This is a genomic window from Streptomyces sp. NPDC059009, from assembly GCF_042740175.1.
Classification (GTDB): Bacteria; Actinomycetota; Actinomycetes; order Streptomycetales; family Streptomycetaceae; genus Streptomyces.
This window is the reverse complement of sequence record NZ_JBHYJB010000031.1, coordinates 41,199-67,174: the sequence shown is the minus strand read 5'-3', so window position 1 is coordinate 67,174 and position 25,976 is coordinate 41,199. Positions and strand designations below refer to the sequence as shown.

Below are 25,976 nucleotides of genomic sequence, written 5' to 3'. Positions count from 1 at the left end.
GCCGCTGGTTACTCGTGCGCTGGTCGGCCGCGTCAGGCGCGGTGTTCCGGGCCCACCTTCACCACGTCGCCGATGACGATGACCGCCGGGGGCTTCACCGATTCGGCCACGACGGTCTCGGCCACGGTGGCGAGGGTCGCGTCCACGCGGCGCTGGGCGGCGGTCGTGCCCTCCTGGACGAGGGCGACGGGGGTCTCTGCGGGCTTGCCGTGCGCCATCAACGTACGGGCGATGGCGCCGATCTTGTCGACGCCCATCAGGACGACGAGGGTGCCGCGCGAGGCGGCGAGGGCGGGCCAGTCGACCAGGGAGCGCTCGTCGTCGGGGGCGACGTGGCCGCTGACGACCGTGAACTCGTGGGCGACGCCGCGGTGGGTGACCGGGATGCCGGCCGCGCCGGGGACCGAGATGGAGCTGGAGATGCCGGGCACCACCGTGTACGGGATGCCCTCCGCCTCAAGGGCGATCGCCTCCTCCATGCCGCGCCCGAAGACGAACGGGTCGCCGCCCTTGAGGCGGACCACCGACTTTCCCTGCTTGGCGTGCTCGATCAGGGCGTTGTTGATGGCCTCCTGGGCCATGTAGCGGCCGTACGGGATCTTCGCCGCGTCGATCACCTCGACGTGCGGCGGGAGTTCGTCGAGGAGGTCGCGGGGGCCGAGGCGGTCGGCGATGACGACGTCGGCCTCGGCGAGGAGGCGGCGGCCGCGGACCGTGATCAGGTCCGGGTCGCCGGGGCCGCCGCCGACGAGGGCGACGCCTGGAGTGCGGGTGCGCTGGTGGGGCGCCACCAGGGTGCCGTCGCGCAGGCCCTCGACGACGGCGTCGCGGATGGCGGCGGTGCGGCGGGGGTCGCGGCCCTGGAGGTCCGTGGTGAGGACGGCGACGGTGACGCCTTCGGAGCGGCCGGTCGCGGGAGTGAGGGCGGTGGCGGCGTCGGCGTCGTCGGCGCGGACGCACCAGACGCGGTGTGCCTCGGCCTCGGCCGACGCGGCCGTGTTGGCCTCCGGGTCGTCGGTGGCGATCAGGGCGTACCAGGCCGTGGCCAGGTCGCCCGGGGTGTACGGGCGGCGCTCCCAGGTGAGCTCGCCCGCGTCCGCCATCGCCTCCACGGAGGGGGTGGCGGTGGGTGAGACCAGGGTGATGGCCGCGCCTGCGGCGATGAGGGCGGGGAGGCGGCGCTGGGCGACCTGGCCGCCGCCGAGGACGACCGTCCTGCGGCCGGTCAGGCGGAGTCCTACGGGGTAGGCGGGGGTCGTCGCCGGGTGGTCGGCCATGGTGGGTGGCTCCTCGTGCGTGTCCTCGGGCGAGGCGGTGCTTCAGCGGGCCGCTGCGGCGGTGGAGCGGCCTGGGGGCGGAGGCTTTGACGTGCGGGTTCAGTATGGCGGGGGTGGGGTTGTTTCGTTTCCCCGAGCCCGCCCCTTCCCGAAACCGGGGCTTCGCCCCGGGCCCCCGGGGGGGGACTGTCTCGTTGTTCGCTGCGGGCCGGAGGTCGGTTGTGCCCACCCGTCCCGCCGTGCGGGACGCCTGCCCACAACCGACTGGACGGCGGGGCGGGTGCCCACGACCGACTGGACGGCGGGGCGGGTGGGCACAACCGACTGGACGGCGGGCGGGTGGGCACAAGCGCCGCGGCCAGCATCGGGCGCGGGCTACTTCTCCGTTACTCCCGCCGAGTCGAACGTTGCCACCTCATGCATGGCGCGGGCTGCGCTCTGGACCACCGGGAGAGCCAGGAGGGCGCCGGTGCCCTCGCCGAGGCGGAGGTCCAGGTCGATCAGGGGGCGCAGGCCGAGCTTGTTGAGGGCCGCCACGTGGCCCGGTTCGGCGCTGCGGTGGCCCGCGATGGAGGCTGCCAGGACCTCGGGGGCGATGGCGCGGGCGACCAGAGCAGCCGCGCCCGCACTCACGCCGTCCAGGATGACGGGGGTGCGGAGGGAGGCGCCGCCCAGCAACAGGCCCACCATCGCCGCGTGTTCGAGGCCGCCGATCGCCGCGAGCACGCCGATCGGGTCGGCCGGGTCCGGCTGGTGGAGGTCGAGGGCGCGGCGGACCACCTCGATCTTGCGGGCGTGGGTCTCGTCGTTGATGCCCGTGCCGCGGCCCGTCACCTCGGCCGGGTCCGTGTCCGTGTAGACCGAGATGAGGGCGGCCGACGCCGTGGTGTTCGCGATGCCCATCTCGCCGGTGAGCAGGGCCTTGTTGCCTGCCGCCACCAGGTCGCGGGCCGTCTCGATGCCCACCTCGATGGCCGCCTTGACCTCCTCGCGGCTCAGGGCCGGTCCCGTCGTCATGTCGGCCGTGCCGGGCCTGATCTTGCGGGGCAACAGGCCCGGGGTGGCGGGGAGTTCGGAGGCCACGCCGACGTCGATGACGCAGACCTCCGCGCCGACCTGGCTCGCGAAGGCGTTGCAGACCGCGCCGCCGCCGAGGAAGTTGGCGACCATCTGGCCCGTCACCTCCTGCGGCCAGGGGGTGACGCCCTGGGCGTGCACGCCGTGGTCGCCCGCGAAGATCGCCACGGCGGCGGGCTCCGGGATCGGGGGCGGGCACATCCGGGAGAGGCCGGAGAGCTGGGCCGAGATGATCTCGAGCATGCCGAGCGCGCCCGCGGGCTTCGTCATGCGCTTCTGCCGCTCCCACGCCTCGCCGAGCGCCTTCGCGTCCAGCGGGCGGATGCTGGCGACGGTCTCGGCGAGCAGGTCGTGCGGCTCCTCGCCGGGCAGGGCGCGGCGGCCGTACGTCTCCTCGTGCACGACCCAGGAGAGCGGGCGGCGCTTGGACCAGCCCGCCTGCATCAGCTCCGGCTCGTCCGGGAACTCGTCGACGTAACCCACGCACAGGTACGCGACGACCTCCAGGTGCTCGGGGAGGCCGAGCGTGCGGACCATCTCGCGCTCGTCGAAGAAGCTGACCCAGCCGACGCCGAGGCCCTCGGCGCGGGCCGCGAGCCAGAGGTTCTCGACGGCGAGGGCCGAGGAGTACGGGGCCATCTGCGGCTGGGTGTGCCGACCGAGGGTGTGGCGGCCGCCGCGGGTGGGGTCGGCGGTGACGACGATGTTCACCGGGGTGTCGAGGATGGCCTCGATCTTCAGTTCCTTGAACTGCTTCGCGCGGCCCTTGGGGAGGGACTTGGCGTATGCGTCCTTCTGGCGCATGGCCAGCTCGTGCATCGTGCGCCGGGTCTCGGCGGAGCGGATGACGACGAAGTCCCAGGGCTGCGAGTGGCCGACGGACGGGGCCGTGTGGGCCGCTTCGAGGACGCGGAGCAGGACCTCGTGCGGGATGGCGTCGCTGCGGAAGCCGTTGCGGATGTCGCGGCGCTCGCGCATGACGCGCAGCACCGCCTCGCGCTCGGCCTCGTCGTAGCCGGGGGCGGGGGTGCCGGTCGGCTCCGCCGTGGGCTGGTCGGAGGCGGGCTCCTCGGGGGCGAGCTCCTCGGGAGCCAGGTGCTCCGGGGCCTGCTGCTCGGGAGCCGGCGGCTCGGGGGCGGGGCCGGCGGCCGGGGCCTGGTCGGTGACGGGCTCGGCCGACGCGGACTCGGACACCGGCCGGTCCTGGTCCTGGACCTGGGCCTGGGCGGTCAGCTCCGTCGAGGGCTCCGGGAGCGGGGGCGCCGCGTCCGCCGGGAGGGGCTCCGCCGTCTCGGATTCCACTGCTTCCACTGCTTCCGTTGCCTCCGCCGCCTCCGCCGCTTCGGGCTGGGCGGTGGGTGCCGGGGCCTCTTGTACGGCCGCTTGTACGGGTTCCTGGGCGAGCTCCTGGACCGGTTCCGCGACCGGTTCCGCTTCCTGCCGGGGCTCGGTGGCCTCGGGCGTGGTGGCCTCGGGCGCGGTGGCCGTCGGCTCGGGCTCCTCGGCGACCACCACGGCCTCAACGGGCGCGCTCTGCGCGGGAGTTGCCTCCGCTGCCGGGCCGCCGTCACGGGGCGCGGGCACGGTCGGCGCGGGCTCGCCGGACGCGGGCTCGGGCGCGAGGGGCTCGGGCTGCGGTGCTTCCGGGGCTACGGCCTCGGGGGCCGCCGTCTCGGGCTCGGGCGCGGGCGCGGGCTCGGGGGTGGCCTCCGGGGCTGCGGCCTCGACCGGTGCCTCAGGAGCGGGCGCCTCCTGGGGCACTTCCTGGCGCACCTCCGGCTCCGAGGGCTCGACGGCCTGGGGCTGCTGCGGTTCCTGGAACTGCTGCAGTTCCTGGGGCTGCTGCGGCTCCGGTTGCTGCTGAGGGTCCTGGGGCTCCTGCGACTGCTCCGGCTCCAGGTACTCCGGGGGTACGGCGACGGGACGCGGCGGCGTCGGCGCGAGGTGCGGGGTGGTCGGGACCGAGCCCTCCACGGGCACGAACTGGCCGAGCGGGGCGGCCGCGTGGGCCTGCGGGGCGTCCACCCACTGCTGTGCGGGCTCGGCGGGCGGCACGGGCTGGAACTCCGGGGACTGCGCCGGGGTCTGGGCCTGCGGCTGCGGCTGCGGCTGCACCTGTGCCTGGGCGTGCGCCTGTGCCTGGGCGTACTCGGGGGCCGTGGGCTCCGGGATCGCGGGCTGTTCCGGCTGCTGCGGTGCGGGAGTTGAAGGTGTGACGGGAGTCGCGTGTGCGGCCATCGGGGCCACCGGGGCCTCCGGGGCCGGTGCGCCCTCTGGGACGACCGTTTCTGCGGGTGTCTCCTGCAGGGCGAACTGGACCTGTGGTTCGGCGTGACTCTGCGGCTGCCCGGCCGGGGTCTGCGGCTGCGCCGCCCACGGCGTCAGGCCCTGCGGCGGGATCTCGCCGAGCTGCGGGCCGGGCAGCGGCGCCGCCTCGTCGCGCGGGATGTCGAAGTACTCGGGGCCGGTGGTCGGGGGCCCCGCCTGACGTACGGGAACGGCGTGCTGAGACGTGCCGGCGGCGGGGCCGCGGTCGGCGAGGGAGCGCACGGGGCTGCCCGCGCCGTCCGGCACACCCGGGCCCGGAGTGGCGGGGCCGCGGTGCAGCGGGCGGCGGGCGGGGCCGCCGTGACCGGCGGGCGGGGTGGCCTGGGTGCCGGGCATCTGCACACCGTTCAGGTCGACCGAGCCGCTGTCCCGGCCCGCCGTCTCGTGCGGGCCCGGCTGGTGCGCGGGCTGCGGCTGCAGGCCCTGCGGGGCCGGGGCTGCGTGGGCCGGGGCTGCGTGAGCCGGGGCCGTCTGGGCCTGGACCGCCTGGGCCTGCGCCTCGCTCCAGGCGCCCTGGGCGCCCGGCATCAGCAGCAGGTCATCGTCGTCAGCGGCGGTCTCGGAGGGGTCGAGGAAGGTGTACGCACCCGGGGCGGGGACGCCCGGCTGCTGAGCCCCGGGGCCTTCAACGGGCCCGGGAGCGGCGCCTCCTGCGTTCTCCGGCAGTCCCTCGGCCGGGACCTGGCCGGTGTCGGTCATGCGAACCCCTCGCCCATCGGTTAGTGCTCCTTCGCCCCCCGCGACCCCTCGGCCCGGGTGACCCCTTGACCGGAGCGGCGCACCAACCGCCCGTCTTTCTCAACGAGCGTGTGAGCCGCGCGGCACGTACGGACTGACGACAACGCCGTCAACAGGCATTGTTCCGGTCGACCCGCCGCCATGGCGCTGGATCCGCCACAGTCCGCTGTGGACTGCGCCACTTCGCGCGTCCTCCGGTCCTGCTGTACCACACGCACCCTCAAAACGGGCGGGCTTTCCAGGCATTGACCGACGAACTGACGGACACCCGGGTGCAGTACAACGATCGGCCAGCCTACCCCGCACCACACGGCGGCGAGGTCACGGGGACCGGTCGGCCAGGCTCGCCGACAGCAGGAACACAACGGTCCGTTTCTTCTCCGTCCAGGCGCGTGTGTCCAGCTCGACGGATTGCAGGAGGGCGCAGTCGACCGCGTAGCCGTGCTCCGTCAGGTCCCTGCCGATGAGTTCGGCGGCGTCGCGTGTCCCGGCGTGCGTGACGATGCGCGCGGGGCGGCGGTCGGCGACGGCGGAGACCACGGCCGCTCCCCCGCCCCCGACCCGTACGACATCGGGCTCGGGCAGGTTCTCCAGGACGTGCGGGGCGGCGCCCTGGACGACCTGGGCCTCGACGCCGAGGCGGCGGGCCAGGGCCGTGGTGCGGGCGCACGCCTCGGGGTCCTGGTCGACGGCGATGACGGCGGCGCCGAACCGGGCGCACTCGGCGGTGAACGCGCCGCTGCCGCTGCCGATGTCCCAGACGAGGTCGCCGACGCGAGGGCCCAGGCGGGCGAGTTGAGCGGCGCGCAGTTGGTCGGACTCGCCCTCGCCGAGCCGTACGTCGCCGCCGTACGCGGCGGCGGGCAGGGCCCAGCCGCGGCCCTCGGACGCGGGGTCGCGGCCCGCGATCCAGCCGCTGTCGCCGGCGACCGGGCCGCCGATGACGATGACCACGTTCGGGTCGCGCCAGGAGTGGTCGGCGGCCTTGTCGGACGTGACGACGGTGACCTGCTCGCGGTCGGTGCCGAGCTCCTCGCAGATCACGAAGGTGCGGTGGACGCCCTCCAGGAGCAGCCCGAGCTCGGCGGGTCCGGCGCCGGGCGAGGTGAGGACGGCGACCTTGGTGTGCGCGCGGCAGACGTTCACCGCGCGGCGCAGGGTGCGCCGGTGGGCGACGACGACCTGGGCGTCGTCCCAGGGCATCCCGGCCCGGGCGAACGCCTGGGCGACGGAGGAGACGGCGGGCACGACCTCGACCTCGAGGCCGAACTCGGGGGCGCGCAGCGTGCGGACGACGCCGAAGAAACCCGGGTCGCCGTCGGCGAGGACGACCGCGGTGCCCCGGTGGGCGGCGATGCGGCGGGCGGCGAGGCTCACGCTGCCCAGCCGGATGCGCTCGGCGGCCTCGGGCACCTCGGGCAGTGCCAGGTGGTGGGCGGCGCCCGCGACCAGCGTCGCGGCGCCGAGCGCGGAGCGTGCCGCGGCGGTCAGCGGCGTGCCGTCCCAGCCGATCACCGTGACCCGGTCCGCCATCGTCGTCTCTCTCCTGGGTGTTCGCGGGTCGTCAGGTGCGGCAAGGGGGCTGAGGCCGTGTCGTCACATCCCCCGTCGTCCGCCCGCCAGGCAGGCGGGGGATGTGACGACACGGCCTGGCAGCCCGCGCACGCGGCCACGGCGAGAGTACCTGCTGGATGCGGATGGTGCCCGCGAGGTGGCGGGCGGGACCTTGGGCCGGGCCCGAGGTCAGTTCCAGTCGGAGAAGGCGGTGAAGCCGCTCTCGGCGAGCTGGTCGCCCGCGCCCTCGAGGTCCTCGGGGAGCAGGCTCCACACGATGAGGTCGGTGCGGGTGTCGAGCCAGCCGCCGAGGGGGTCGCCGCCGTCCTTCACGCGCGCTATCCAGGCGCCGCGCAGGACGCCCTCGCTGATGCAGCCGATCTTCTGGGCGACCTGCTGGGAGGCGGTGTTGTCGGCGGCGGTGCGCAGCTCCAGGCGCTCGAACTGCTGGTCGTGGAAGAGCCATTGGGCGGTGGCGAGCGCCGCCTCGGAGGCGTAGCCCTCGCCGCGGGCCCAGGGGGCGACGACGTAGCTCAGCTCGCTGGATCTCACCCGCCAGTCGGTGTTGCGCAGGCGGACGATGCCGACCAGGCGCTGGGTGAGGAACTCCGTGACGGCGAAGGCGATGCCGCGGCCCTCCGCCCGTTCCGCCGGGGCGAGTTCGGTGATCCAGGCGCGGGCGTGGGCCTCGGTGTAGGGCTGGGGAGCGTCGGTCCAGGCGGTCACGTGCTCGTCGCTCATCATCTCCGCGTACGCGGGGACGTCGGCTTCCTCGAACGGGCGCAGCACCAACCGCTCCGTGCTGATGGAGATGTCGGGGAACCCCGAGAAAGCTGTGGTCATGCGGCGCTCCGTAACCCTCATGGCCCTCAAGTACCGTCGTCCGAGGGCCAGCTGAACTGCCCAGCATGCAGCATGGTGGCGCTCAGACGCACCACGGGGTCCACTCCTGTCTCAGGAGTGGACCCCGTGGTGCGGACGTCGAGCAGGTGTGCGTCAGCTCGCCTCGACGGGCAGGACGGACCCCTTGTACGTGTCCTCGATGAACTGCTTGACCTCGGGCGAAGTCAGCAGCCTGGCCAGTTTCCTGACCCTCGGGTCGTCCTCGTCGCCCTTCTTGACGGCGAGGACGTTGTTGTACGGGTTGCCCTTCGCGGACTCCAGGAGGATGGCGTTCTTCTTGGGGCTGAGCCCCGCGTCGAGCGCGTAGTTGTTGTTGATGACCGCGGCGCCCGCGTCCGTGTAGGAGCGCGGGAGCTGAGCGGGCTCCAGGGGCTTGATGGTGAGCTTCTTCGGGTTGGACGTGATGTCCTCGGGGGTGGCCTCTCCCCCGACGCCCTTCTTGAGCCCGATCACGCCCTTGGAGGCGAGGAGTTGGAGCGCCCGGCCCTCGTTGGTGGTGTCGTTCGGGACCAGGACGGTGGCTCCCGGGTCGAGGTCCGCGACGTCCTTGACCTTCTTCGAGTACACGCCCATGGGCGGCAGGTACACCTCGGTCACCGGTACCAGGTCCGTCTTCTTGGACTGGTTGAAGTCCTTCAGGTACGGCGTGTGCTGGTACAGGTTGGCGTCGAGGGAGCCTTCCTGGAGCGCGGTGTTCGGCGTGACGTAGTCCGTGAACTCCGTGATCTTCAGGTCGAGTCCGGCCTTCTTCGCGAGGTGGTCCTTGACGTACGTGAGGACCTCGCCGGCCGGGGTCGGGGTGGCGCCGACGACGAGTTCGTCGCCGTCGCCACCCGAACCGGAGCCGCACGCCGTCAGGGACAGCGCGAGGGCGAGGACGCCGGCGACGGCAGGGATCGCTGGCGTGCGCATCAGAACGCCGGGACGACGGCGCCGTCGTACTTGTCCTCGATGAACTTCTTGACCTCGGGCGAGGTGAGGAGCTTGGCGAGCTTCTTCACCTCCGGCTTGTTCTCCTCGCCCTTCTTGACGGCGAGGAAGTTGCCGAAGGGGTTGCCCTTGACGGCCTCGGCCACGATGGCGTTCTTCTTCGGGCTGAGGTCGGCCTCGATGGCGTAGTTGCCGTTGATCACCGCGGCGTCGACATCGGCGAGGGAGCGGGGCACCTGGGCGGCCTCCAGCTCCTTGAACTTGAGGTCCTTGGGGTTCTTGACGATGTCCTTGGGCGTCGCCGTGAAGCCGACGCCGTCCTTGAGCTCGATCAGGCCGTTGTCGGCGAGGAGCTTGAGGGCGCGGGCCTCGTTCGTCGTGTCGTTGGGGAGCGCGACCGTGTTGCCGTTCTTCAGCTCGTCGAGCTTCTTGATCTTCTTCGAGTACACGCCGAGCGGCTCCAGGTGCACGGTGGAGCCCGGGACCGGCACGATGTCCGTGCCCTTCTTCTTGTTGAAGTCGTCCAGGTACGGCTTGTGCTGGAAGTAGTTGGCGTCGACCTCGCCCTGCTGGACGGCGGTGTTGGGAGTCACGTAGTCCGTGTACTCCTGGACCTTGAGGTCGAGTCCGGCCTTCTTGGCGAGGTTGTCCTTCACGTACTGGAGGATCTCGCCCTGCGGGGTCGGGGTCGCGGCGACGGTGAGCGCCTTGTCGTCGTCGGAGCCGCCACAGGCGGTGAGGCCGAGGGTGAGGGCGCCGACGGCGAGGGCAGCGGTGGTGATCTTGGCGGTGTTACGCACGAAAAGTGCCTTTCCTAGGTGGCGCGATCCCCGCGAGCGGTGTGCGGGGAGCGGTGCTGAACCGGTCGGACGGGCTCTACGAGACCTTGACCGGGTCGTTCTTGGGGGCGGCGGCGCGCAGGAAGCGCAGCTTCGGTGCGGCGCCCGAGCGGCCGCCGCGGCGGTGCAGGGAGCGCGCGGCCCAGTCGCCGGCGAACTGGATGATCGAGATCACCACGGCGAGGATGCCGACGGTGATCCACATCAGGTCGGTCTCGAAGCGCTGGTAGCCGTAGCGGATGGCGATGTCGCCGAGGCCGCCCGCGCCGACGGCGCCGGTGATGGCCGAGTAGCCGATGATCACGACGATGGTCGTGGTGACGCTGGAGATCAGTGACGGCAGCGACTCGGGCACGAGGACCTTGCGTACGACGGTCCAGGTGTTGCCGCCCATCGACTGCACGGCCTCCACGAGTCCGTGGTCCACCTCGCGCACCGCCGTCTCGACGAGCCGCGCGAAGAACGGGATGGCGCCGACGGCGAGCGGCACGATCGCGGCGTCACGGCCGATGGACGTGCCGACGATGGAGCGCGTGAAGCCCATCAGGGCGACCATCAGGATGATGAAGGGCATCGACCGCGCGATGTTCACGATCTGCCCGATCACCTTGTTCACAAAGGCGTTCTGCAGCATTCCGCCCTTGTCCGTGAGGACGAGCAGGATGCCGAGCGGCAGACCGCCGACGACGGCGATGAACGTGGCCCAGCCGACCATGTAGAGCGTGTCCCAACACGCCTGCTCAAGCAGCGGCTGCATCTCCGACCAGGTCACTTGGCACCTTCCTTGACCAGCAGCGGGGAACCCGCGGGGGCGGCGGGGGCGGCGTCGCCCGCGATGTCGACCTGCAGGCCCTGCTCGCGCAGGAAGCCGATCGGCACGACGTTCTCCTCGAAGCGGCCGGGCAGTTCGATGCGCATCCGGCCGACCTGCTTGCCCGCGACGGTGTCCATCGCGGCGCCCAGGATCGAGATGTCGATGTTGTACGTGCGCGACAGCTGCGAGATGACGGGCTGGGTCGCGGCCTCGCCGTGGAAGGTGACGTCCACGACGGTGCGGTCGGCGCCGGTCGCGTCGCCGCTCACCGGGAAGAGCGCAGCGGCCAGTTCGGAGCCGGGGGTGGCGAGCAGCTCGCTGACCGTGCCCGACTCGACGATCCGGCCGCGCTCCATGAGGGCGGCGGAGTCACAGACGGACTTGACGACGTCCATCTCGTGCGTGATGAGCAGGACGGTCAGGCCCAGCTGCTCGTTCAGGTCGCGCAGCAGCTGGAGGATGGAGCGGGTGGTCTCCGGGTCGAGGGCGGACGTCGCCTCGTCGGAGAGCAGCACCTTCGGGTCGCCGGCCAGGGCGCGGGCGATGCCGACGCGCTGCTTCTGGCCGCCGGAGAGCTGGGCCGGGTGGGACTTGGCCTTGTCGGCGAGGCCGACCAGGTCGAGGAGTTCGAGGGCCTTGCGGGAGCGCTCGCGGCCGCTGAGGCCGAGGATCTCCAGGGGCAGCTCGACGTTGTCCTGGACGGTGCGCGAGGACAGCAGGTTGAAGTGCTGGAAGACCATGCCGATGCGGTTGCGGGCCCGGCGCAGCTCCTTGCCCGCGCGCGGGCCGCGCCCGGCGAGGGCGGTGAGGTCCTGGCCGGCGACGGTCACGGTGCCGGAGGTGGGGCGCTCCAGGAGGTTGACGCAGCGGATCAGGGAGGACTTGCCGGCGCCGGACTGGCCGATGACGCCGTACACCTCCCCTTCGCGCACGTGCAGATCGACGCCGTCGAGCGCGGTTACTTCACGACCGCGTGAGCGGTAGACCTTGGTCAGGCCGGAAGTGGTGATCACAGGGGTTTCCGTCACTGTCGAGTGCGCGGCGCGGTGTGCGCCGGGCACGGGGCATTCGTTCGGAACGCGGCACGGTTCTCGCGGTGATGGTGCGGTGGAACCGGAAAACGTGTGCGCGGGGCGGGCTCGCTTCCTGCGTCGACTACTTCACGTACGTCGGGCAGGGCGCGGCACAGCGGCTTCGCTTCGGGGCGCGAGGCTCAGAGGTGGTGCAGGGGCCCTCAGAAGGCGCACATTCGACACATACAACGAGCACCGGGCGTCGTCATCGCCTCGGTCGCAAGGGTGCGGCTGCTCGTCGTGGTCATGCGGTAAGTAAAGCAGACATGAGCGCGAGGGCCGCCCCCGCTGTCCGTATAGCGGACAGCGCTGGACGGCCCCGGAGGTTCCCTCAGCCCTCGGCGGTGATCTCCACTCCGGCCTCGGTGGCCAGTGCGGACACGGCCGACAGGTCCTTCACGACCACGTCGGGGGTGAACGCGGCGAGCTCGTCCGGGGTGTGCGTTGTGGCCAACGCCACGGTCCTCATCCCGCCCGCGCGGCCCGCGGCGAGCCCGGCGGGGGCGTCCTCGAAGACCACGCAGCGCCCCGGCTCGACCCCCAGCTTGGCGGCGGCGAGCAGGAAGGGCTCGGGGTCGGGCTTGCCGCGGGTGATGTCGTCGGCGGCGATCACGAGGCCGGGCCGGACGCCGACGGCGGCGAGCCGGGCCTCGGCCAGGCGCCGGGTCGCGGAGGTGACGACGGCCCAGCGGCCCTCGGGGAGCGAGTCGAGCAGCTCGCGGGTGCCCGGGAGCAGGTGCACTCCCCCGCCCGGCACGTCCTCGACCTCGAGCTCCTCGATGCGCGCGACGGCCTCGGCGACCTGCTCGGGCGGGAGCAGGTCGGCGGCGATCTCGGCGGCGGGGCGGCCGTGCAGCTCCACGGCGGCGAAGTCCTCGGCGGTGATCCCGTACTCCTGCGCCCAGCGGGTCCAGCAGCGGTACACCGACTCCATGGAGGACAGGAGGGTGCCGTCGTTGTCGAACAGGAGGGCGTCAGCGTGGATCTTCATGCCCCCGACCCTACGGGGCGTACCGGGGGTCGGCGCATCGGGCCTTTTGGCCCGTAATAGGGTCTCGGCATGCTTGATGCCCTGACGGTCGCGACCGGCGTCGCCGCGCTCGCGCTCGCCGCGTGGTGCGGATTCGCCGCCTACCGGGACCAGCCGACCAAGGACTGGCACTTCATCGGGATGGGCGTGGTCACGCTCCTCGCCGTGGTGCAGCTGATCGTCGGTATCGTCCAGCTGGCGCGCGGCGAGAAGCCGGAGCAGGGGACGACGATCTTCGTGGCGTATCTGCTCGGCGCCTTCGCCTGTGTTCCGGCGGCGGGCTTCATGTCCCTTGCGGAGCGCACCCGTTGGGGATCCGCGACGGTCGCCGCGGGCGGCGTGGTCCTCGCCGTCCTCGAAGTGCGGCTCTACGACATCTGGGGAGGCTGAGGTGACCGTGGCCGACGAGAAGCCCCGCACCCGGCAGAAGCTGATCACCGGCCCCGGCATCCTGCTGGTCTGGCTGTACGGCGTGATGGTGGTCGGCGCGGTCTCCCGCTCCGTGGTGCAGATCGCCACGGACTTCGACAGGGCCCCGCTCGCGTACGCGCTGTCGGCCGTGGCCGGGGTGGTCTACGGCTTCATCACGTACTCGCTCGTACGCGGCGGGGAGACGGCCCGCAGGGCGGCGCTGGTGTGCTGCGCCGCCGAGCTCGTGGGCGTGCTGGCCGTGGGCACCTGGACGCTGGCGGACTCCTCCGCGTTCCCGGACGCCACGGTCTGGTCGGACTTCGGGATGGGCTATCTCTTCATCCCCGTGCTGCTGCCGGTGACGGCGATGGTCTGGCTGACCAGGGCACGTCGCGCACAAGCCGCTACGCGCTAGCCACGTACGCCCGGGCCTCGGCGTCCTTGGAGAGGGTCACCTGGGTGAGCCGGTCGTGCACGCGCTGGGTCCGCACCGGGGTGTAGCCGTGCTTGCGGTACAGCTGCAGATTGCTCTCGCTGCGGTGGCCCGTGAAGAGTTCGAAGCGCTTGGCCGATCCGCCGATCCGCTGCTCTATCGCGGTGAGCAGCCGGCCGCCGAGGCCGTGGCGCTGCATGCGCGGGTGGACGATGAGCTTGTTGATCCGCGCCGTGCCGTCCGCGTCGACGGTGGCCCTGACCGAGGCCACCACCTCGTCCCCGAGGCGCGCCACCAGGGCGGTGTCGGAGGCCAGTTCGGCCTTGAGGGAGTCGAGGGACTGTGTGAGGGGCTCGATGGTGTAGTCCCCGTAGAGCTCGGCCTCGCTCTGGTAGCAGAGGTACTGCAGTTTGAGGATCTGCTCGGCGACATCCTGGTCGTCGGCCGCCGCCGAGATGGTCACGCTCATGCCCATGTGCGCATGCCTCCCGCTCACCTGCTCCACCGGTTGTCTAACGCTCCTTTCCCCAGGGTTCAGGAGCCGCAACCTCCGCCGCCAGCATTCTGCGCAGACATCCCAGGCATCGGGAACGTTCCGGCCCCAGACTGCCCTGTGACATACCCAACTCCCCTGCGATCTCACGGTAGGTGAGGTCCTTCGGGGACAGGAGTGCCGCCACGAGGCGGGGGCAGCGTCCGGGGAGCCTGCGCACGGCGGCGTGCACGGCGCGGCGGCGGTCCGCGGTGAGGGCGCGCTGTTCGGGGCCGCGCTCGGTGTCGTCCGCGGGCTCGGCGGGCTGGCCGGTGTACGGGAGTTCGCGCTGGGTCGCGGTGCGCAGGCGGCGGGCCTCGGCGCCGACGGTGCGGCGCAGCCAGTCGGCGGTGTCCTGGGGCGGCCCGCCCGCGTCCAGGCGCTCCAACAGGCGCAGCCAGACGCCCTGTTCGAGGTCGCGCGGGTCGGTGCCGGAGGCGTGCGCCTCGGCAGCGGCCTCGGCCGTCAGGAGCGGGTGCAGGGCGGTGAGCAGGTCCTGCGCGCGGGTCGCGGGGTCTGCGGCGGTCGTGAGGGTCATGCCCGGGGGACGTCCCCGCCCCGGCGTGAGGTTGCCGGGGCGGGCGCCGTTCCCCCCAAGTGGGGCCGGGCGGCTAGCCGTTGACGAAGTCCTCGCGGGCGAGCAGCGCGGTGTCGCAGTTGTCGGAGAAGACGCCGTCGATGCCCGTGTCGAAGTACGCCTTGAAGGCGCCGAAGGCGTCGCCGTAGGCGTTCGGGTCGGTGCCCTTCTTGAAGTTCGTGGGCAGGAAGGTGTTCTCGTTGCGCATCGTGTACGGGTGCAGGATCAGGCCCGCCGCGTGCGCGTCCTTGACGAGGGTGGACGGGGTGCCGAGGCTGCCGTCCGCCTTCTTCGGGATGACCAGGTCGAGGGTGGGGCCGATGCCCTGTGCGTACGAGGCGATCCAGTCCAGGCCCTCGGGCTTGATCAGGTCGGCGACGGTGCGCGGGTCGCCCGCCTCGACGAAGTCCCAGGGGCGGGAGTTCGCGGTCGACAGGAGGACGACGAGCGGGTTGCCCACGAGCTTGTTCAGGCGCTGGATGGAGCTGGGCTCGAAGGACTGCAGGAAGGCGGGCGAGTTCTTCTTGTTCAGGCCGTACCTGCGCAGCAGCTTGGCGAGCGGCTCCTCCAGGCCGAGGCCGATCTTGCGGAAGTAGGTGGGGTGCTTGGTCTCGACGTGGATCCAGACCTGCCTGCCGCGCTTCCTGCTCTGCCGCTCACGCCACTGGAGGACCTCTTCGAAGGTGGGGATCTCCCAGCGGCCGTCGTAGAGGGTGTTGCGCTGGCGGGTGCCGGGGATGCGCTCCTTGGCGCGCAGGGTCTTCAGCTCGGCGAGCGTGAAGTCCTCGGTGAACCAGCCGGTGATCGCGACCCCGTCGACGGTCTTCGTCGTCTTGCGGGAGGCGAACTCGGAGTGGGCGGAGACGTCCGTGGTCGCCGTGATGTCGTTCTCGTGGCGGCAGACGAGGTGGCCGTCCTTGGTGGGCACCAGGTCGCCGGCCTCGATGACGTGCGCGCCCATGTCGAGGGCCAGCTGGTAGGAGCCGAGCGTGTGCTCGGGGCGGTAGCCGCTGGTGCCGCGGTGCGCGATGACCGTGGGGACGGGCAGGTCCTTGTAGCCGCCGTGCCCGTGCTTCTCGCCGGCTCTCGCCACGCCGGGCAGCCCGACCGTGGCCACGCCCGCGCCGAGCACCGCCGCCCCCAGGACGGCGCGCCGCCCCGGACTCGTCCCCTGCTGCCGCTTCGGTCCCTGCGTCGCCATGAGTGCTCCCCTCGATGTACCTGACAAAGCGGGACCGATCGTAGGTGCCCGTGCGTGACAGGGGGGAGACCGGGGGTGAAACGGGGGATGACGGCGCGTATGCGGTGGTGCGGCCGGCGCGGCGACCCGACCGGCACTCCGGCCGACGTGACAAGCACCACGACCTCGCACAACACGGTTCCCTCGCGGATACGGTCCGCACAAGAGGATGACGGGACGGTTACGCCGCGCGAGCCCACGTCAACACTGCGTATCGGTTCGGTGAACCCGATGTGCGCTCGGCCCTGACCCGCGAGTATCGTCCTCACCTGCACATACTCGTCAGACTCGTCTTCGAACTCGTTGACCCCGGAGGGCCCGTTGTCCCGTCTAGCGCTCATCAAGGCAGTGCTCGGACCGATCTTGCGCCTGATGTTCCGCCCGCGGGTAGAAGGCGCCGAGAACATCCCGGGGAGCGGTCCGGTCATCCTGGCCGGGAACCACCTCACGTTCATCGACTCGATGATCCTGCCGCTGGTCACGAACCGGCCGGTGTTCTTCATCGGCAAGGACGAGTACGTGACCGGCAAGGGCTTCAAGGGCCGCCTGATGGCGTGGTTCTTCACCGGTGTCGGCATGATCCCGGTGGACCGGGACGGTGGCCGGGGCGGTGTGGCCGCGTTGATGACGGGGCGGCGCATCCTCGACGACGGCAAGGTCTTCGGCATCTACCCGGAGGGGACGCGCTCGCCCGACGGGCGGCTGTACCGGGGCCGGACCGGGATCGCCCGGCTGACGCTGATGACGGGGGCGCCCGTGGTGCCCTTCGCGATGATCGGCACGGACAAGCTGCAGCCGGGCGGCAAGGGGGTGCCGCGGCCCGGCAAGGTGACGGTGCGGTTCGGTGAGGCGATGGAGTTCTCGCGGTACGAGGGGATGGACCGGGACCGGTATGTGCTGCGGGCCGTGACGGACTCGGTGATGACCGAGGTCATGGAGCTGTCGGGCCAGGAGTACGTGGACATGTACGCCACGAAGGCGAAGGCGGCGTAGCCCGCTCTCAACTCTTCGCGCGCCCGTCCCGGCGCTGGGGTCAACCCCCGGCGACGGGGCGGGCGTTGTTGTTGCGCTGCCCGGCGACGGGGTGCCCTGCGCCCACCCGTGCCGCCCTGCGGCACGACTGCCCGCAGGGCGGGAGCGGTTGTCCCGCAGGGCGGAGGCGGGCTGTCCGGCAGGGCGGGGACGACGGGCCCGCAGGGCGGAAGTGGCTGTCCCGCAAGGCGGGAGCGGCTGCCCCGCAGGGCGGGGCCGTCGTCTGCGAGTGGGGGCTATGACTCCAGGCGTTGGCCCTTGAGGAGGAACCAGGCTGCCACCGCCGTGGCCAGGAGGACGCCCGCTCCGACCGCTGAGGCCAGGCGCAGGCCGTCCACGAACGCGTCCTGGGCCGAGGCGAGGAGGGGTTCGGCCGTGCGGGGCGGGAGCGTCGCCGCTGATTCGACCGCGCCGCCCAGGGACTCGTGGGCGGCGGATGCCACGTCGGGCGGGGTGCCCGGTGGGGCCGTGAAGTCGCGGTAGACGCCCGTCACGATCGAGCCGAGCAGGGCGATGCCGAGGGCCGCGCCCAGTTCGTACGCCGTCTCGGAGACCGCCGAGGCCGCGCCCGCCTGCTCCTTGGGCACGCTGGAGAGGATCACGTCGGCGGTGACCGTGAACGAGAAGCCCGCGCCGACGCCGACCACCAGGAGCGAGGCGCCGAGCAGCGGGTAGCCGGTGGACTGGCTGATCCCGGTGAGCGCGGCGAGCGCGAGGCCCACCGCCGCGAGTCCGCCCGCCACCACCGCCCGCACCGAGAAGCGGCGCGCGACCATGCCCGCGATCAGGCCCGCCGTCACCGCCCCGACCGCGGCCGGGAGTTCGGCGAGGCCCGCCTCGAACGGGCGCCTCCCCTGGACCAGTTGGAGGAACTGGGACAGGAAGAACACCAGGCCCGAGAGGCCGAGCACGGTCAGCAGGTCGGCCAGGACCGCGCCCGAGAAGCCCCGGTTGCGGAACAGGTGCATGTTCAACAGGGGCGCCGTGAGGGTCAGTTGGCGACGTACGAACCAGGTGAGCGCCGCCAGTCCCAGGACCGCCGCGACCGCGATGTCCCAGCGGAAGCCGTGCGCGGCCGCCTCCTTGATGGCGTACACGATCGCGATCATGCCGATGAGGGAGAGCGCGACGCTCATCAGGTCCCAGGGGCCCGGTGCCGGGTTCTTGGACTCCGGGAGGAGCTTGATGCCGACCAGGACCAGGACCGCCATCACGGGGAGGTTGATCAGGAAGACCGAGCCCCACCAGAAGTGTTCGAGCAGGAAGCCGCCGACGACCGGACCGACCGCCGCGCCCGCCGAGGCCATGGCGCCCCAGATGCCCACGGCGAGGCTGCGCTCGCGCGGGTCGTGGAAGATGTTGCGGATCAGCGCGAGCGTGGACGGCATCAGGGTCGCGCCCGCGACGCCGAGCAGCGCCCTGGCCACGATCATCAGCTCGGGGCTCGTGGCGTACGCGTTGAGCACCGAGACCGCGCCGAAGGCGACCGCGCCCGTCAGGAGCAGCTTCTTGCGGCCGATGCGGTCGCCGAGGCTGCCCATGGACACCAGAAGTCCGGCGATCACGAACGAGTAGACGTCGCCGATCCACAGCAGCTGGGTGCCGGACGGCTTGAGGTCCTCGCTGATGTACGGGGTCGCGAGGCCGAGCACGGTCGCGTCGACGGCGACCAGGAGGACGGCGAGCACGAGCACCGCGAGCGCCAGCCAGCGGCCGGGGCTCTTCTCCACGTCGGACGACGGGGACGGGGGCGGAGGCGGGGGTGTCGCGCGCTGCTGTGTGCTGCTCATGACTCCACCCTCCGCCGGGCGCCGCCGATCAGCAGCTCGGAGATCATGTATGAGAAGTCCTTGGCCGCGACCCGGCCGTCCTGGACGGCCCAGGCGCCCGAGCCGATGAGGCCGTAGAGCGCCTCGGTGAGCCAGACGGGGCTCAGGTCGATGCGGAACTCACCGCTCTCCTGGCCGCGCCGGAACAGGGCGGCCACGCGCTCGTCGAGGCGGGCCCAGCCCTCGTTCATGGAGTCGCCCTCGAAGAGCTGGTTCTCGGTGACGAGGAAGGCGAGCAGCCCGGCGGCGGGTTCGACCTCCTGGACCAGACGGCGCAGGGCGTCCTCCGCGCTGCCCTCGTCCAGACGGGCCGCGTCGAGGGCGGCCTCGCACTCCTGGAGACCGAGCTCCTCCAGGGCGCGGACGAGGGCGTCGCGGCCCGCGAAGTGGCGATGGAGGGTGGCTCGGCTGATGCCCGCCGCGCGGGCCACCTCGTCCATGGTGGACGTGGCCTTGCGGGTGAGTTGGGTGGCTGCGCTGCGGAGTACGTGGGCGCGATCGACTGACATGAGACGAGCCTAACGCGTGTGAGACAAGAATGTCTCACACGCGACGGCGTCCCGCAGGCCGGCGACTACCCCTTGGCCTCCGCCCACTCCCTCTGCACCGCCAGGTCACCCTTGACCTCCGCCAGCTGCACCGCCACCGCCGACGGCGCCGTACCCCCGCGCCCGTTCCGCGAGGCCAGCGCGCCGGGGACGTTGAGGACCGTGCGGACCTCGGGGGTGAGGTGGGAGGAGATCTCGGCGAACTGGTCGTCCGTGAGCTCGTCCAGCTCCTTGCCCTCGGACTCGGCGACCTTGACGCACTCGCCCGCGACCTCGTGCGCGACACGGAACGGGACGCCCTGCTTGACCAGCCACTCCGCGATGTCCGTGGCGAGCGAGAAGCCGGCCGGGGCCAGCGCCTCCATGCGCTCGCGGTTGACCGTGAGGGTCGCCATCATCCCGGTGAACGCCGGGAGCAGGATCTCCAGTTGGTCGCAGGAGTCGAAGACCGGCTCCTTGTCCTCCTGGAGGTCGCGGTTGTAGGCGAGCGGCAGCGCCTTGAGCGTGGCCAGCAGGCCGGTGAGGTTGCCGATCAGACGGCCGGACTTGCCGCGCGCCAGCTCCGCGATGTCCGGGTTCTTCTTCTGCGGCATGATCGAGGAGCCGGTCGAGAAGGCGTCGTGCAGCGTGACGAAGGAGAACTCCTTCGTGTTCCAGATGATGACCTCCTCCGCGATCCGGGAGAGGTTCACACCGATCATCGCCGTGATGAAGGCGAACTCCGCGACGAAGTCGCGCGAGGCCGTGCCGTCGATGGAGTTGGCCGCCGAGCCGTGCTCGAAGCCCAGGTCCCTGGCCACCGCCTCCGGGTCCAGGCCGAGCGACGAACCCGCGAGCGCGCCCGAGCCGTACGGGGAGACCGCCGTGCGCTCGTCCCACTGCCGCAGCCGCTCGGCGTCCCGGGACAGGGACTGGACGTGGGCGAGGACGTGGTGCGCGAAGAGGACCGGCTGGGCGTGCTGGAGGTGGGTGCGGCCCGGCATCGCGACGTCCGGGTGCGCCTCGGCGAGACCCACGAGGGCCTCCTGGAGCTCGGCCAGCAGCCCGCCGACGACGCGGGCGTGGTCCCGCAGGTACATCCGGAAGAGCGTCGCCACCTGGTCGTTGCGGGAGCGCCCGGCGCGGAGCTTGCCGCCGAGGTCGGGGCCGAGCCGCTCGAGCAGGCCCCGCTCCAGGGCGGTGTGCACGTCCTCGTCGGCGATGGTGCCGACGAAGGAGCCGTCGGCGACGTCCGCCTCCAGCTGGTCGAGCCCGGCGAGCATGCGGGTCAGCTCGTCCTCGGTGAGCAGCCCCGCCTGGTGCAGCACGCGCGCGTGGGCACGGGAACCGGCGATGTCGTACGGGGCCAGGCGCCAGTCGAAGTGGACCGAGGCGGAGAGTTTCGCCAGGGCCTCGGCGGGACCGTCGGCGAACCGTCCGCCCCAGAGCCGGACGTCACCGCTGTTGCTGCTGCTCACTGCACGTGCTCCTCAAGGATGTCGCTTCATCCACCGTCCTGCATGATTATGCAGTGGGCCGTATGTTTCGTCAATCCGGCCACTGGCCGAGACGATGGACCAAGTCGTTAGACAGGCGAACGACCTCTGGCCAATAATCCCTGGGCATGGGAAAGACTCACGCACGCATCGACGGCAGGCTCCGCACCTTCATAGAGGAACAGCCGCTGTTCTTCACCGCCACCGCGCCCCTCACGGGCGACGGCACGGTCAACCTCTCCCCCAAGGGCCTGAAGGGCTCGTTCGCCGTCCTCGACGAACTCACCGTCGCCTACCTGGACTTCGCGGGCAGCACCGCGGAGACCGTCGCCCACCTCCGCGAGAACGGCCGCATCACCCTCATGTGGTGCGCCTTCCAGGGCCCGCCGAACATCGTGCGGGTGCACGGCAGGGGCGAGCCCGTCTTCCGCGACGACCCGCGCTTCGCGGAGCTCCTCGGCCACTTCCCCGGCATCGACCCCTCCCTCCACGGACTGCGCGCCGTCATCGTCGTCTCGGCCGACCTCATCCGTGACTCCTGCGGCTACGGCGTGCCCTTCATGTCGTACGACGAGGACCGCGACCTGCACGCCCGGCGCTTCGCCCGCGAGGACGACGCGTCCCTGAGCGCGTACTTCGAGAAGAAGGAGCACATCGCTTCGAGCCTGGACGGACTTCCGGGGCTGCCGTTGCCGCTGCCGCCCAGTACGGTCTGAGCCATGCGCTTACGTGGAGCCGCCACCCTCGCCTCCGTGACCCTGCTCGCCGCCACCGCGCTCGGCGCCGCCCCAGCCGCGACCGCGCCCCTGCCCGCCCGCATGGCCGACACCGGCGGCGGCACCCAGCTCATCACCGCGCAGGCCGCCCGTACCTCCTCCACCACAGGCACCGTCACCTGGTGGGAGCGGCGCGGCGGGCGGTGGGCCAAGGCGGGTTCGGCGCCCGCGCGCTTCGGCTCGAAGGGCCTCGCGGAGGGCGGCTCGCGCAAGCAGGGCACGTACACGACGCCGACGGGCCTGTACGACCTGCCGTACGCCTTCGGGATCAGGTCCGCGCCGCGCGGCACCACGGCCCCGTACCGCCGCGTCCACCAGAACTCGTGGTGGTGCCAGGACAACAAGTCGACGCGGTACAACCGCTGGACCGAGCCCCGCCCCCGCGACTGCCGCGCCGCCGAGTCCGAGCACCTCATCACCTACGACCCGCAGTACGCGCACGCCCTCGTCATCGGCTTCAACTACCACCGGCCGGTGCGCGGGCGCGGGGCGGGGATCTTCCTGCACGTCAACGGGCGGGCGGCGACGGCCGGTTGTGTGTCGGTGCCGAAGGACGCGATGCGGCGGATCCTCGCCTGGGTGCGGCCGGGGCGGGCGCCGCACATCGCGATCGGCACGGCGTCGGGCCCGACGGCGATCACCCGGTACTGAGCACCCGGTACCGGCCCGCACCCGAAGGTGCCTGTAGGGACCACATATCGAGACGGGGTTGCGCGGGCCTGACCGCGCGGCGTTGGCTCGGCCGGTGCAGACCGAACAGACAGCCCCCTCCGACGCGGACTCCGGCGGCCGCGCCGCCCGCCGCGCCGTCACCGTCTTCCCCGTCCTCGTGCTCGCCGCGGGCGCGCTCGGCCTCGCGACGCCGGACACCTTCCAGGGCTGGGGCACGAACGTCCCGTATCTGCTGGGCGTCGTCATGTTCTGCATGGGCCTGACCATGACCCCGCTGGACTTCAAGGGCGTCGCCAAGCGGCCCTGGGCGGTCGGGCTCGGACTCGTCGCCCACTACGTGATCATGCCGGGGCTCGGCTGGCTGATCGCCCACGCCCTGGACCTGTCACCGCAGTTGGCGGCCGGAGTGATCCTGGTGGGCTGCGCGCCGAGCGGCACCGCGTCGAACGTGGTGACCTATCTCGCCCGGGGCGACGTGGCGCTCTCGGTCTCCGTCGCCACCGTATCGACCGTGCTCGCGCCGCTCGTCACACCGCCGCTGACGCTGCTGCTCGCGGGCGAGTACCTGCCCGTGGAGGCGGGGTCGATGGTCACGGACATCGTGAAGACCGTGCTGCTCCCCGTCGCCGGCGGGCTGGTCGTGCGGCTGCTCCTCGGGCGGTACGTGGACCGGGTGCTCGGCGCGCTGCCGTGGCTGTCGGCCCTGACCATCGCCGCGATCGTGGCGATCGTCGTCGCGGGCAGCGCGGCGGCCATCAAGTCGGCCGCGGCGATGGTCTTCCTGGCCGTCGTGCTGCACAACGGCCTCGGTCTCGCGCTCGGTTACGGCGCGGGCAGGCTGGCCCGGCTCGGCGCCCCGTCCTCGCGGGCCATGGCCTTCGAGGTCGGCATGCAGAACTCGGGCCTCGCCGCCTCCCTGGCCACGGCCCACTTCAGCCCGCTGGCCGCGTTGCCCGCGGCGGTGTTCTCCGTGTGGCACAACGTGTCCGGGGCGGTTGTCGCCGCGTGGATGTCCCGGCGTACGAAGGGCTAGTGCCCCTCTCCTACAGGGGGCTAGTGCTCGTTGGACGCCAAGCGCAGCAGATGGTCCGCGAGCGCCTGGCCGCCCGTCGGGTTCCTGCTGATCAGCATCAGCGTGTCGTCGCCCGCGATCGTGCCGAGGATGTCGTGCAGTTCGGCCTGGTCGATCGCCGAGGCGAGGAACTGCGCGGCGCCCGGCGGGGTGCGCAGGACCACGAGGTTGGCCGAGGCCTCGGCGGAGATCAGGAGCTCCGCCGAGAGGCGCCGCATCCGCTCCTCCTTCGCCGACTCGCCGAGCGGGGCCCGCGGGGTGCGGAAGCCGCCCTCGCTCGGCACGGCGTAGATGAGGTCGCCCTCCGCGTTGCGGATCTTCACCGCGTTCAGCTCGTCCAGGTCGCGGGAGAGCGTGGCCTGGGTGACCGTCAGGCCGTCGTCGGCGAGGAGCTTCGCCAACTGGCTCTGGGAACGCACCGGTTGCCGGTTGAGGATGTCCACGATCCGGCGGTGGCGCGCGGTGCGGGTCTGCGGCACCGCGGGGCCCGCGTGCTCCGCCCCGGCCGTCGCTCCCGCGTCCGCCGTGTCCGCCACGTGTTCGTTGCCTCGCGCCTGGCTCATCGTCGTCGTCCCATTCTCAGGCTCGTCCGTCCCCGTCGACCGCGTCGAGTACGCCGGGCAGCGCCCGCAGGAACACGTCCACCTCGTCGTCACGCAGATTCAGCGGCGGCATCAGCCGTACGACATCGGGGGCGGGCGCGTTCACGAGGAGACCGGCGTCCTGGGCCGCCTGCTGCACCTGCGGCGCCAGCGGCTCGGTGAGCACGATACCCAGCAGGAGGCCCGCGCCCCGGACATGGCCGACGAGCGGGTGTCCGAGTGACTCGATTCCGGTGCGCAGCTTCTCGCTCTGCGCCTTCACGTTCTCGAGCAGCGACTCCTCAGCGATCGTCTCCACGACCGCGAGGCCCGCGGCGCACACGACCGGGTTGCCGCCGAACGTCGTGCCGTGCTGGCCGGGCCCCAGGAGCTCGGCCGCGGCGCCGAACGCGACGGTGGCGCCGAGCGGCAGGCCGCCGCCCAGGCCCTTCGCGAGCGTGACGACGTCGGGCGTGACGCCCTCCTCCGCCTGGTACGCGAACCAGTGGCCGGTGCGGCCGATGCCCGTCTGCACCTCGTCCAGGACGAGGAGCGTGCCGGTGGCGGCGGTGATCTCGCGGGCCGCCCTGAGGTAGCCCGGGGGCGGCACGACGACGCCGTTCTCGCCCTGGATCGGCTCGATCACGACGAGCGCGGTGTCGGTGGTGACCGCGGCGCGCAGCGCCTCCACGTCCCCGTACGGCACATGCGTGACGTCACCGGGCAGCGGGAGGAACGGCTCCTGCTTGCCGGGCTGGCCGGTGAGCGCGAGCGCCCCCATGGTCCGGCCGTGGAAGCCGCCCTGGGTGGCGACCATGTGCGAACGCCCCGTCAGGCGGCCGATCTTGAAGGCGCCCTCGTTGGCCTCCGCCCCGGAGTTGCAGAAGTACACGCGGCCCGCGCGCCCGAAGAGCTGGAGCAGCCGTTCGGCGAGCGCGACCGGCGGCTCGGCGACGAAGAGGTTCGAGACATGGCCGAGCGTGGCGACCTGGTCGCTGACCGCCCGCACCACCGCGGAGTGGGCGTGGCCGAGGGCGTTCACGGCGATGCCGCCCACGAAGTCGAGGTACTCCTTGCCGTCGGCGTCCCAGAGCCTCGTGCCCTCGCCGCGGATCAGGGGCAGGCGCGGCGTGCCGTAGTTGTCCATCAGCGCGCCCTGCCACCGCTGTGTCAGCTCGGTGTTGCTGCTCATGCCTGCGACTCCCCCTCGGGGTCCGTTCCTTCGGGCGTGTCCGGCACGACCATCGTGCCGATGCCCTCGTCAGTGAAGATCTCCAGCAGGATCGAGTGCTGGACGCGCCCGTCGATCACGCGCGCCGTCTCGACCCCGTTGCGCACCGCGTGCAGACAGCCCTGCATCTTCGGGACCATGCCGCTCGCCAGCTCCGGGAGCAGCTTCTCCAGTTCGGTCGCGGTGAGCCTGCTGATCACCTCGTCCGAGTTCGGCCAGTCCTCGTACAGGCCCTCGACGTCCGTGAGGACCATCAGCGTCTCGGCACCCAGCGCCGCAGCGAGTGCCGAAGCCGCCGTATCAGCATTGACGTTGTAGACATGTCCGTCGTCCTGGGAGCGGGCGATCGAGGAGACGACCGGGATGCGGCCGTCGGCGAGGAGCGCCTCGATCGCGCCGGTGTCGATCTCGGTGATCTCGCCGACCCGGCCGATGTCGACCGGCTCGCCGTCGATCTCGGGCCAGTGCTTGGTGGCGGTGATGGTGTGCGCGTCCTCGCCGGTGAGGCCCACGGCGAGCGGTCCGTGCTGGTTGAGCAGGCCCACGAGCTCGCGCTGCACCTGTCCGGCCAGGACCATCCGTACGACGTCCATGGCCTCCGGAGTGGTGACGCGCAGGCCCGCCTTGAACTCGCTGACCAGGCCCTCCTTGTCGAGGCGCGCGCTGATCTGCGGGCCGCCGCCGTGCACCACCACGGGCTTGAGGCCCGCCTGGCGCAGGAACACGACGTCCTGGGCGAAGGCGTGCTTCAGCTCCTCGTTCACCATCGCGTTGCCGCCGAACTTGATGACGACGGTCTTGCCGTAGTGCCGGGTGAGCCAGGGCAGCGCCTCGATGAGGGTCTGGGCCTTGGGCAGTGCGGTGTGCTTGCGAGTTGAGGACTTTCGCTCTTCTGAGTGATTGACCGTCATAGCCGACTTTCGGAAGGATCTCGGATCAGCCGCCGGGCGGGCGGTGTTGGCCTGCGGAGGCGACGTAAGACTCCCCTCGGACTCGTCCGGGGT

General features: G+C 72.1%; 24 protein-coding genes. 6 read left to right on the top strand and 18 right to left on the bottom strand.

Annotated elements, in window-relative coordinates; all coding sequences use genetic code 11:
• Positions 1–32: 32 nt before the first annotated feature.
• The 9 genes from cobA to ACFWYM_RS28410 all read right to left on the bottom strand — a co-directional run bounded on the left by cobA (position 33) and on the right by ACFWYM_RS28410 (position 12,524).
• A complete protein-coding gene (cobA, locus tag ACFWYM_RS28450) occupies positions 33–1,277 on the bottom strand; it encodes a uroporphyrinogen-III C-methyltransferase (RefSeq protein WP_384843277.1) in 1,245 nt (414 codons plus the stop codon).
• Between the two features lie 375 nt (positions 1,278–1,652).
• Positions 1,653–5,381, bottom strand: a complete 3,729-nt coding sequence (cobT, locus tag ACFWYM_RS28445) for a nicotinate-nucleotide--dimethylbenzimidazole phosphoribosyltransferase (RefSeq protein ID WP_384843274.1) — start codon at positions 5,379–5,381, stop codon at positions 1,653–1,655.
• 360 nt (positions 5,382–5,741) lie between these two features.
• Positions 5,742–6,953, bottom strand: coding sequence for a precorrin-6y C5,15-methyltransferase (decarboxylating) subunit CbiE (gene cbiE / locus ACFWYM_RS28440; protein WP_384843271.1), 1,212 nt, complete (start codon positions 6,951–6,953; stop codon positions 5,742–5,744).
• A gap of 210 nt (positions 6,954–7,163) precedes the next feature.
• Complete coding sequence (locus tag ACFWYM_RS28435; protein WP_384843268.1) at positions 7,164–7,817, bottom strand: GNAT family N-acetyltransferase; 654 nt, start codon at positions 7,815–7,817, stop codon at positions 7,164–7,166.
• A 153-nt stretch (positions 7,818–7,970) separates the two neighbouring features.
• The gene (locus ACFWYM_RS28430) at positions 7,971–8,789 is read right to left on the bottom strand and encodes a MetQ/NlpA family ABC transporter substrate-binding protein (protein ID WP_384843265.1); all 819 of its coding nucleotides are present in this window, start codon (positions 8,787–8,789) and stop codon (positions 7,971–7,973) included.
• Positions 8,789–9,607 carry a MetQ/NlpA family ABC transporter substrate-binding protein gene (locus ACFWYM_RS28425; protein ID WP_384843263.1) on the bottom strand — a complete coding sequence of 273 codons (819 nt, stop codon included), beginning with the start codon at positions 9,605–9,607 and terminating at the stop codon, positions 8,789–8,791. Before ACFWYM_RS28425 ends, ACFWYM_RS28430 begins: the two co-directional genes overlap by 1 nt.
• 76 nt (positions 9,608–9,683) lie before the next feature.
• Entirely contained in the window at positions 9,684–10,418 is a 735-nt protein-coding gene (locus tag ACFWYM_RS28420; protein ID WP_384843261.1) for a methionine ABC transporter permease, read from the bottom strand.
• The gene (locus tag ACFWYM_RS28415; protein WP_384843258.1) at positions 10,415–11,473 is read right to left on the bottom strand and encodes a methionine ABC transporter ATP-binding protein; all 1,059 of its coding nucleotides are present in this window, start codon (positions 11,471–11,473) and stop codon (positions 10,415–10,417) included. Before ACFWYM_RS28415 ends, ACFWYM_RS28420 begins: the two co-directional genes overlap by 4 nt.
• Before the next feature lie 391 nt (positions 11,474–11,864).
• Positions 11,865–12,524, bottom strand: a complete 660-nt coding sequence (locus ACFWYM_RS28410) for an HAD-IA family hydrolase (RefSeq protein ID WP_384843255.1) — start codon at positions 12,522–12,524, stop codon at positions 11,865–11,867.
• A 69-nt stretch (positions 12,525–12,593) separates the two neighbouring features.
• Here ACFWYM_RS28410 and ACFWYM_RS28405 point away from each other — a divergent pair, with 69 nt between their 5' ends.
• Both ACFWYM_RS28405 and ACFWYM_RS28400 read left to right on the top strand, forming a co-directional pair.
• Positions 12,594–12,953 carry a hypothetical protein gene (locus ACFWYM_RS28405; RefSeq protein WP_384843252.1) on the top strand — a complete coding sequence of 120 codons (360 nt, stop codon included), beginning with the start codon at positions 12,594–12,596 and terminating at the stop codon, positions 12,951–12,953.
• Between the two features lies 1 nt (position 12,954).
• The gene (locus ACFWYM_RS28400; RefSeq protein WP_384843249.1) at positions 12,955–13,389 is read left to right on the top strand and encodes a hypothetical protein; all 435 of its coding nucleotides are present in this window, start codon (positions 12,955–12,957) and stop codon (positions 13,387–13,389) included.
• Here the strand turns inward: ACFWYM_RS28400 and ACFWYM_RS28395 are convergent.
• The 3 genes from ACFWYM_RS28395 to ACFWYM_RS28385 form a co-directional block, all read right to left on the bottom strand.
• Positions 13,379–13,882 (bottom strand): GNAT family N-acetyltransferase, encoded by a 504-nt coding sequence (locus tag ACFWYM_RS28395; protein WP_384843246.1) that lies wholly within the window; start codon positions 13,880–13,882, stop codon positions 13,379–13,381. The genes ACFWYM_RS28400 and ACFWYM_RS28395 overlap by 11 nt on opposite strands.
• Positions 13,883–13,919: 37 nt before the next feature.
• On the bottom strand, positions 13,920–14,477 hold the full coding sequence (locus tag ACFWYM_RS28390) for an RNA polymerase sigma factor (RefSeq protein WP_384843243.1): 558 nt from the start codon (positions 14,475–14,477) through the stop codon (positions 13,920–13,922).
• Between the two features lie 73 nt (positions 14,478–14,550).
• Positions 14,551–15,717: a glycerophosphodiester phosphodiesterase gene (locus ACFWYM_RS28385; protein ID WP_384843239.1), complete on the bottom strand. Its 1,167-nt coding sequence runs from the start codon at positions 15,715–15,717 to the stop codon at positions 14,551–14,553.
• A gap of 342 nt (positions 15,718–16,059) precedes the next feature.
• On the opposite strand from ACFWYM_RS28385, the gene ACFWYM_RS28380 reads away from it, so the two are divergent.
• Positions 16,060–16,749 carry a lysophospholipid acyltransferase family protein gene (locus tag ACFWYM_RS28380; protein WP_384843237.1) on the top strand — a complete coding sequence of 230 codons (690 nt, stop codon included), beginning with the start codon at positions 16,060–16,062 and terminating at the stop codon, positions 16,747–16,749.
• Between the two features lie 275 nt (positions 16,750–17,024).
• Here the strand turns inward: ACFWYM_RS28380 and ACFWYM_RS28375 are convergent, their stop codons facing one another.
• From ACFWYM_RS28375 to argH, 3 genes are all read right to left on the bottom strand, one after another.
• Entirely contained in the window at positions 17,025–18,578 is a 1,554-nt protein-coding gene (locus tag ACFWYM_RS28375) for an MFS transporter (protein ID WP_384843234.1), read from the bottom strand.
• Positions 18,575–19,126, bottom strand: a complete 552-nt coding sequence (locus ACFWYM_RS28370) for a TetR/AcrR family transcriptional regulator (RefSeq protein WP_384843231.1) — start codon at positions 19,124–19,126, stop codon at positions 18,575–18,577. Before ACFWYM_RS28370 ends, ACFWYM_RS28375 begins: the two co-directional genes overlap by 4 nt.
• A 65-nt stretch (positions 19,127–19,191) precedes the next feature.
• Positions 19,192–20,622 (bottom strand): argininosuccinate lyase, encoded by a 1,431-nt coding sequence (gene argH, locus ACFWYM_RS28365; RefSeq protein WP_384843228.1) that lies wholly within the window; start codon positions 20,620–20,622, stop codon positions 19,192–19,194.
• Between the two features lie 146 nt (positions 20,623–20,768).
• Between argH and ACFWYM_RS28360 the strand changes: the two genes are divergently transcribed.
• The 3 genes from ACFWYM_RS28360 to ACFWYM_RS28350 all read left to right on the top strand — a co-directional run bounded on the left by ACFWYM_RS28360 (position 20,769) and on the right by ACFWYM_RS28350 (position 23,121).
• Complete coding sequence (locus tag ACFWYM_RS28360) at positions 20,769–21,356, top strand: pyridoxamine 5'-phosphate oxidase family protein (RefSeq protein WP_384843225.1); 588 nt, start codon at positions 20,769–20,771, stop codon at positions 21,354–21,356.
• Positions 21,357–21,359: 3 nt separating this feature from the next.
• Positions 21,360–22,067 carry a L,D-transpeptidase gene (locus tag ACFWYM_RS28355; protein ID WP_384843222.1) on the top strand — a complete coding sequence of 236 codons (708 nt, stop codon included), beginning with the start codon at positions 21,360–21,362 and terminating at the stop codon, positions 22,065–22,067.
• A gap of 94 nt (positions 22,068–22,161) precedes the next feature.
• A complete protein-coding gene (locus ACFWYM_RS28350; RefSeq protein ID WP_384843219.1) occupies positions 22,162–23,121 on the top strand; it encodes a bile acid:sodium symporter family protein in 960 nt (319 codons plus the stop codon).
• Positions 23,122–23,141: 20 nt separating this feature from the next.
• Here ACFWYM_RS28350 and ACFWYM_RS28345 read toward each other — a convergent pair whose 3' ends face one another.
• From ACFWYM_RS28345 to argB, 3 genes are read right to left on the bottom strand one after another with little or no spacing between them, the layout of a single operon-like run.
• Complete coding sequence (locus ACFWYM_RS28345) at positions 23,142–23,723, bottom strand: arginine repressor (protein WP_384843216.1); 582 nt, start codon at positions 23,721–23,723, stop codon at positions 23,142–23,144.
• A 16-nt stretch (positions 23,724–23,739) separates the two neighbouring features.
• Positions 23,740–24,933 carry an acetylornithine transaminase gene (locus ACFWYM_RS28340; RefSeq protein WP_384843213.1) on the bottom strand — a complete coding sequence of 398 codons (1,194 nt, stop codon included), beginning with the start codon at positions 24,931–24,933 and terminating at the stop codon, positions 23,740–23,742.
• Positions 24,930–25,883 carry an acetylglutamate kinase gene (gene argB / locus ACFWYM_RS28335; RefSeq protein ID WP_384843211.1) on the bottom strand — a complete coding sequence of 318 codons (954 nt, stop codon included), beginning with the start codon at positions 25,881–25,883 and terminating at the stop codon, positions 24,930–24,932. Before argB ends, ACFWYM_RS28340 begins: the two co-directional genes overlap by 4 nt.
• Positions 25,884–25,976 lie beyond the last annotated feature (93 nt).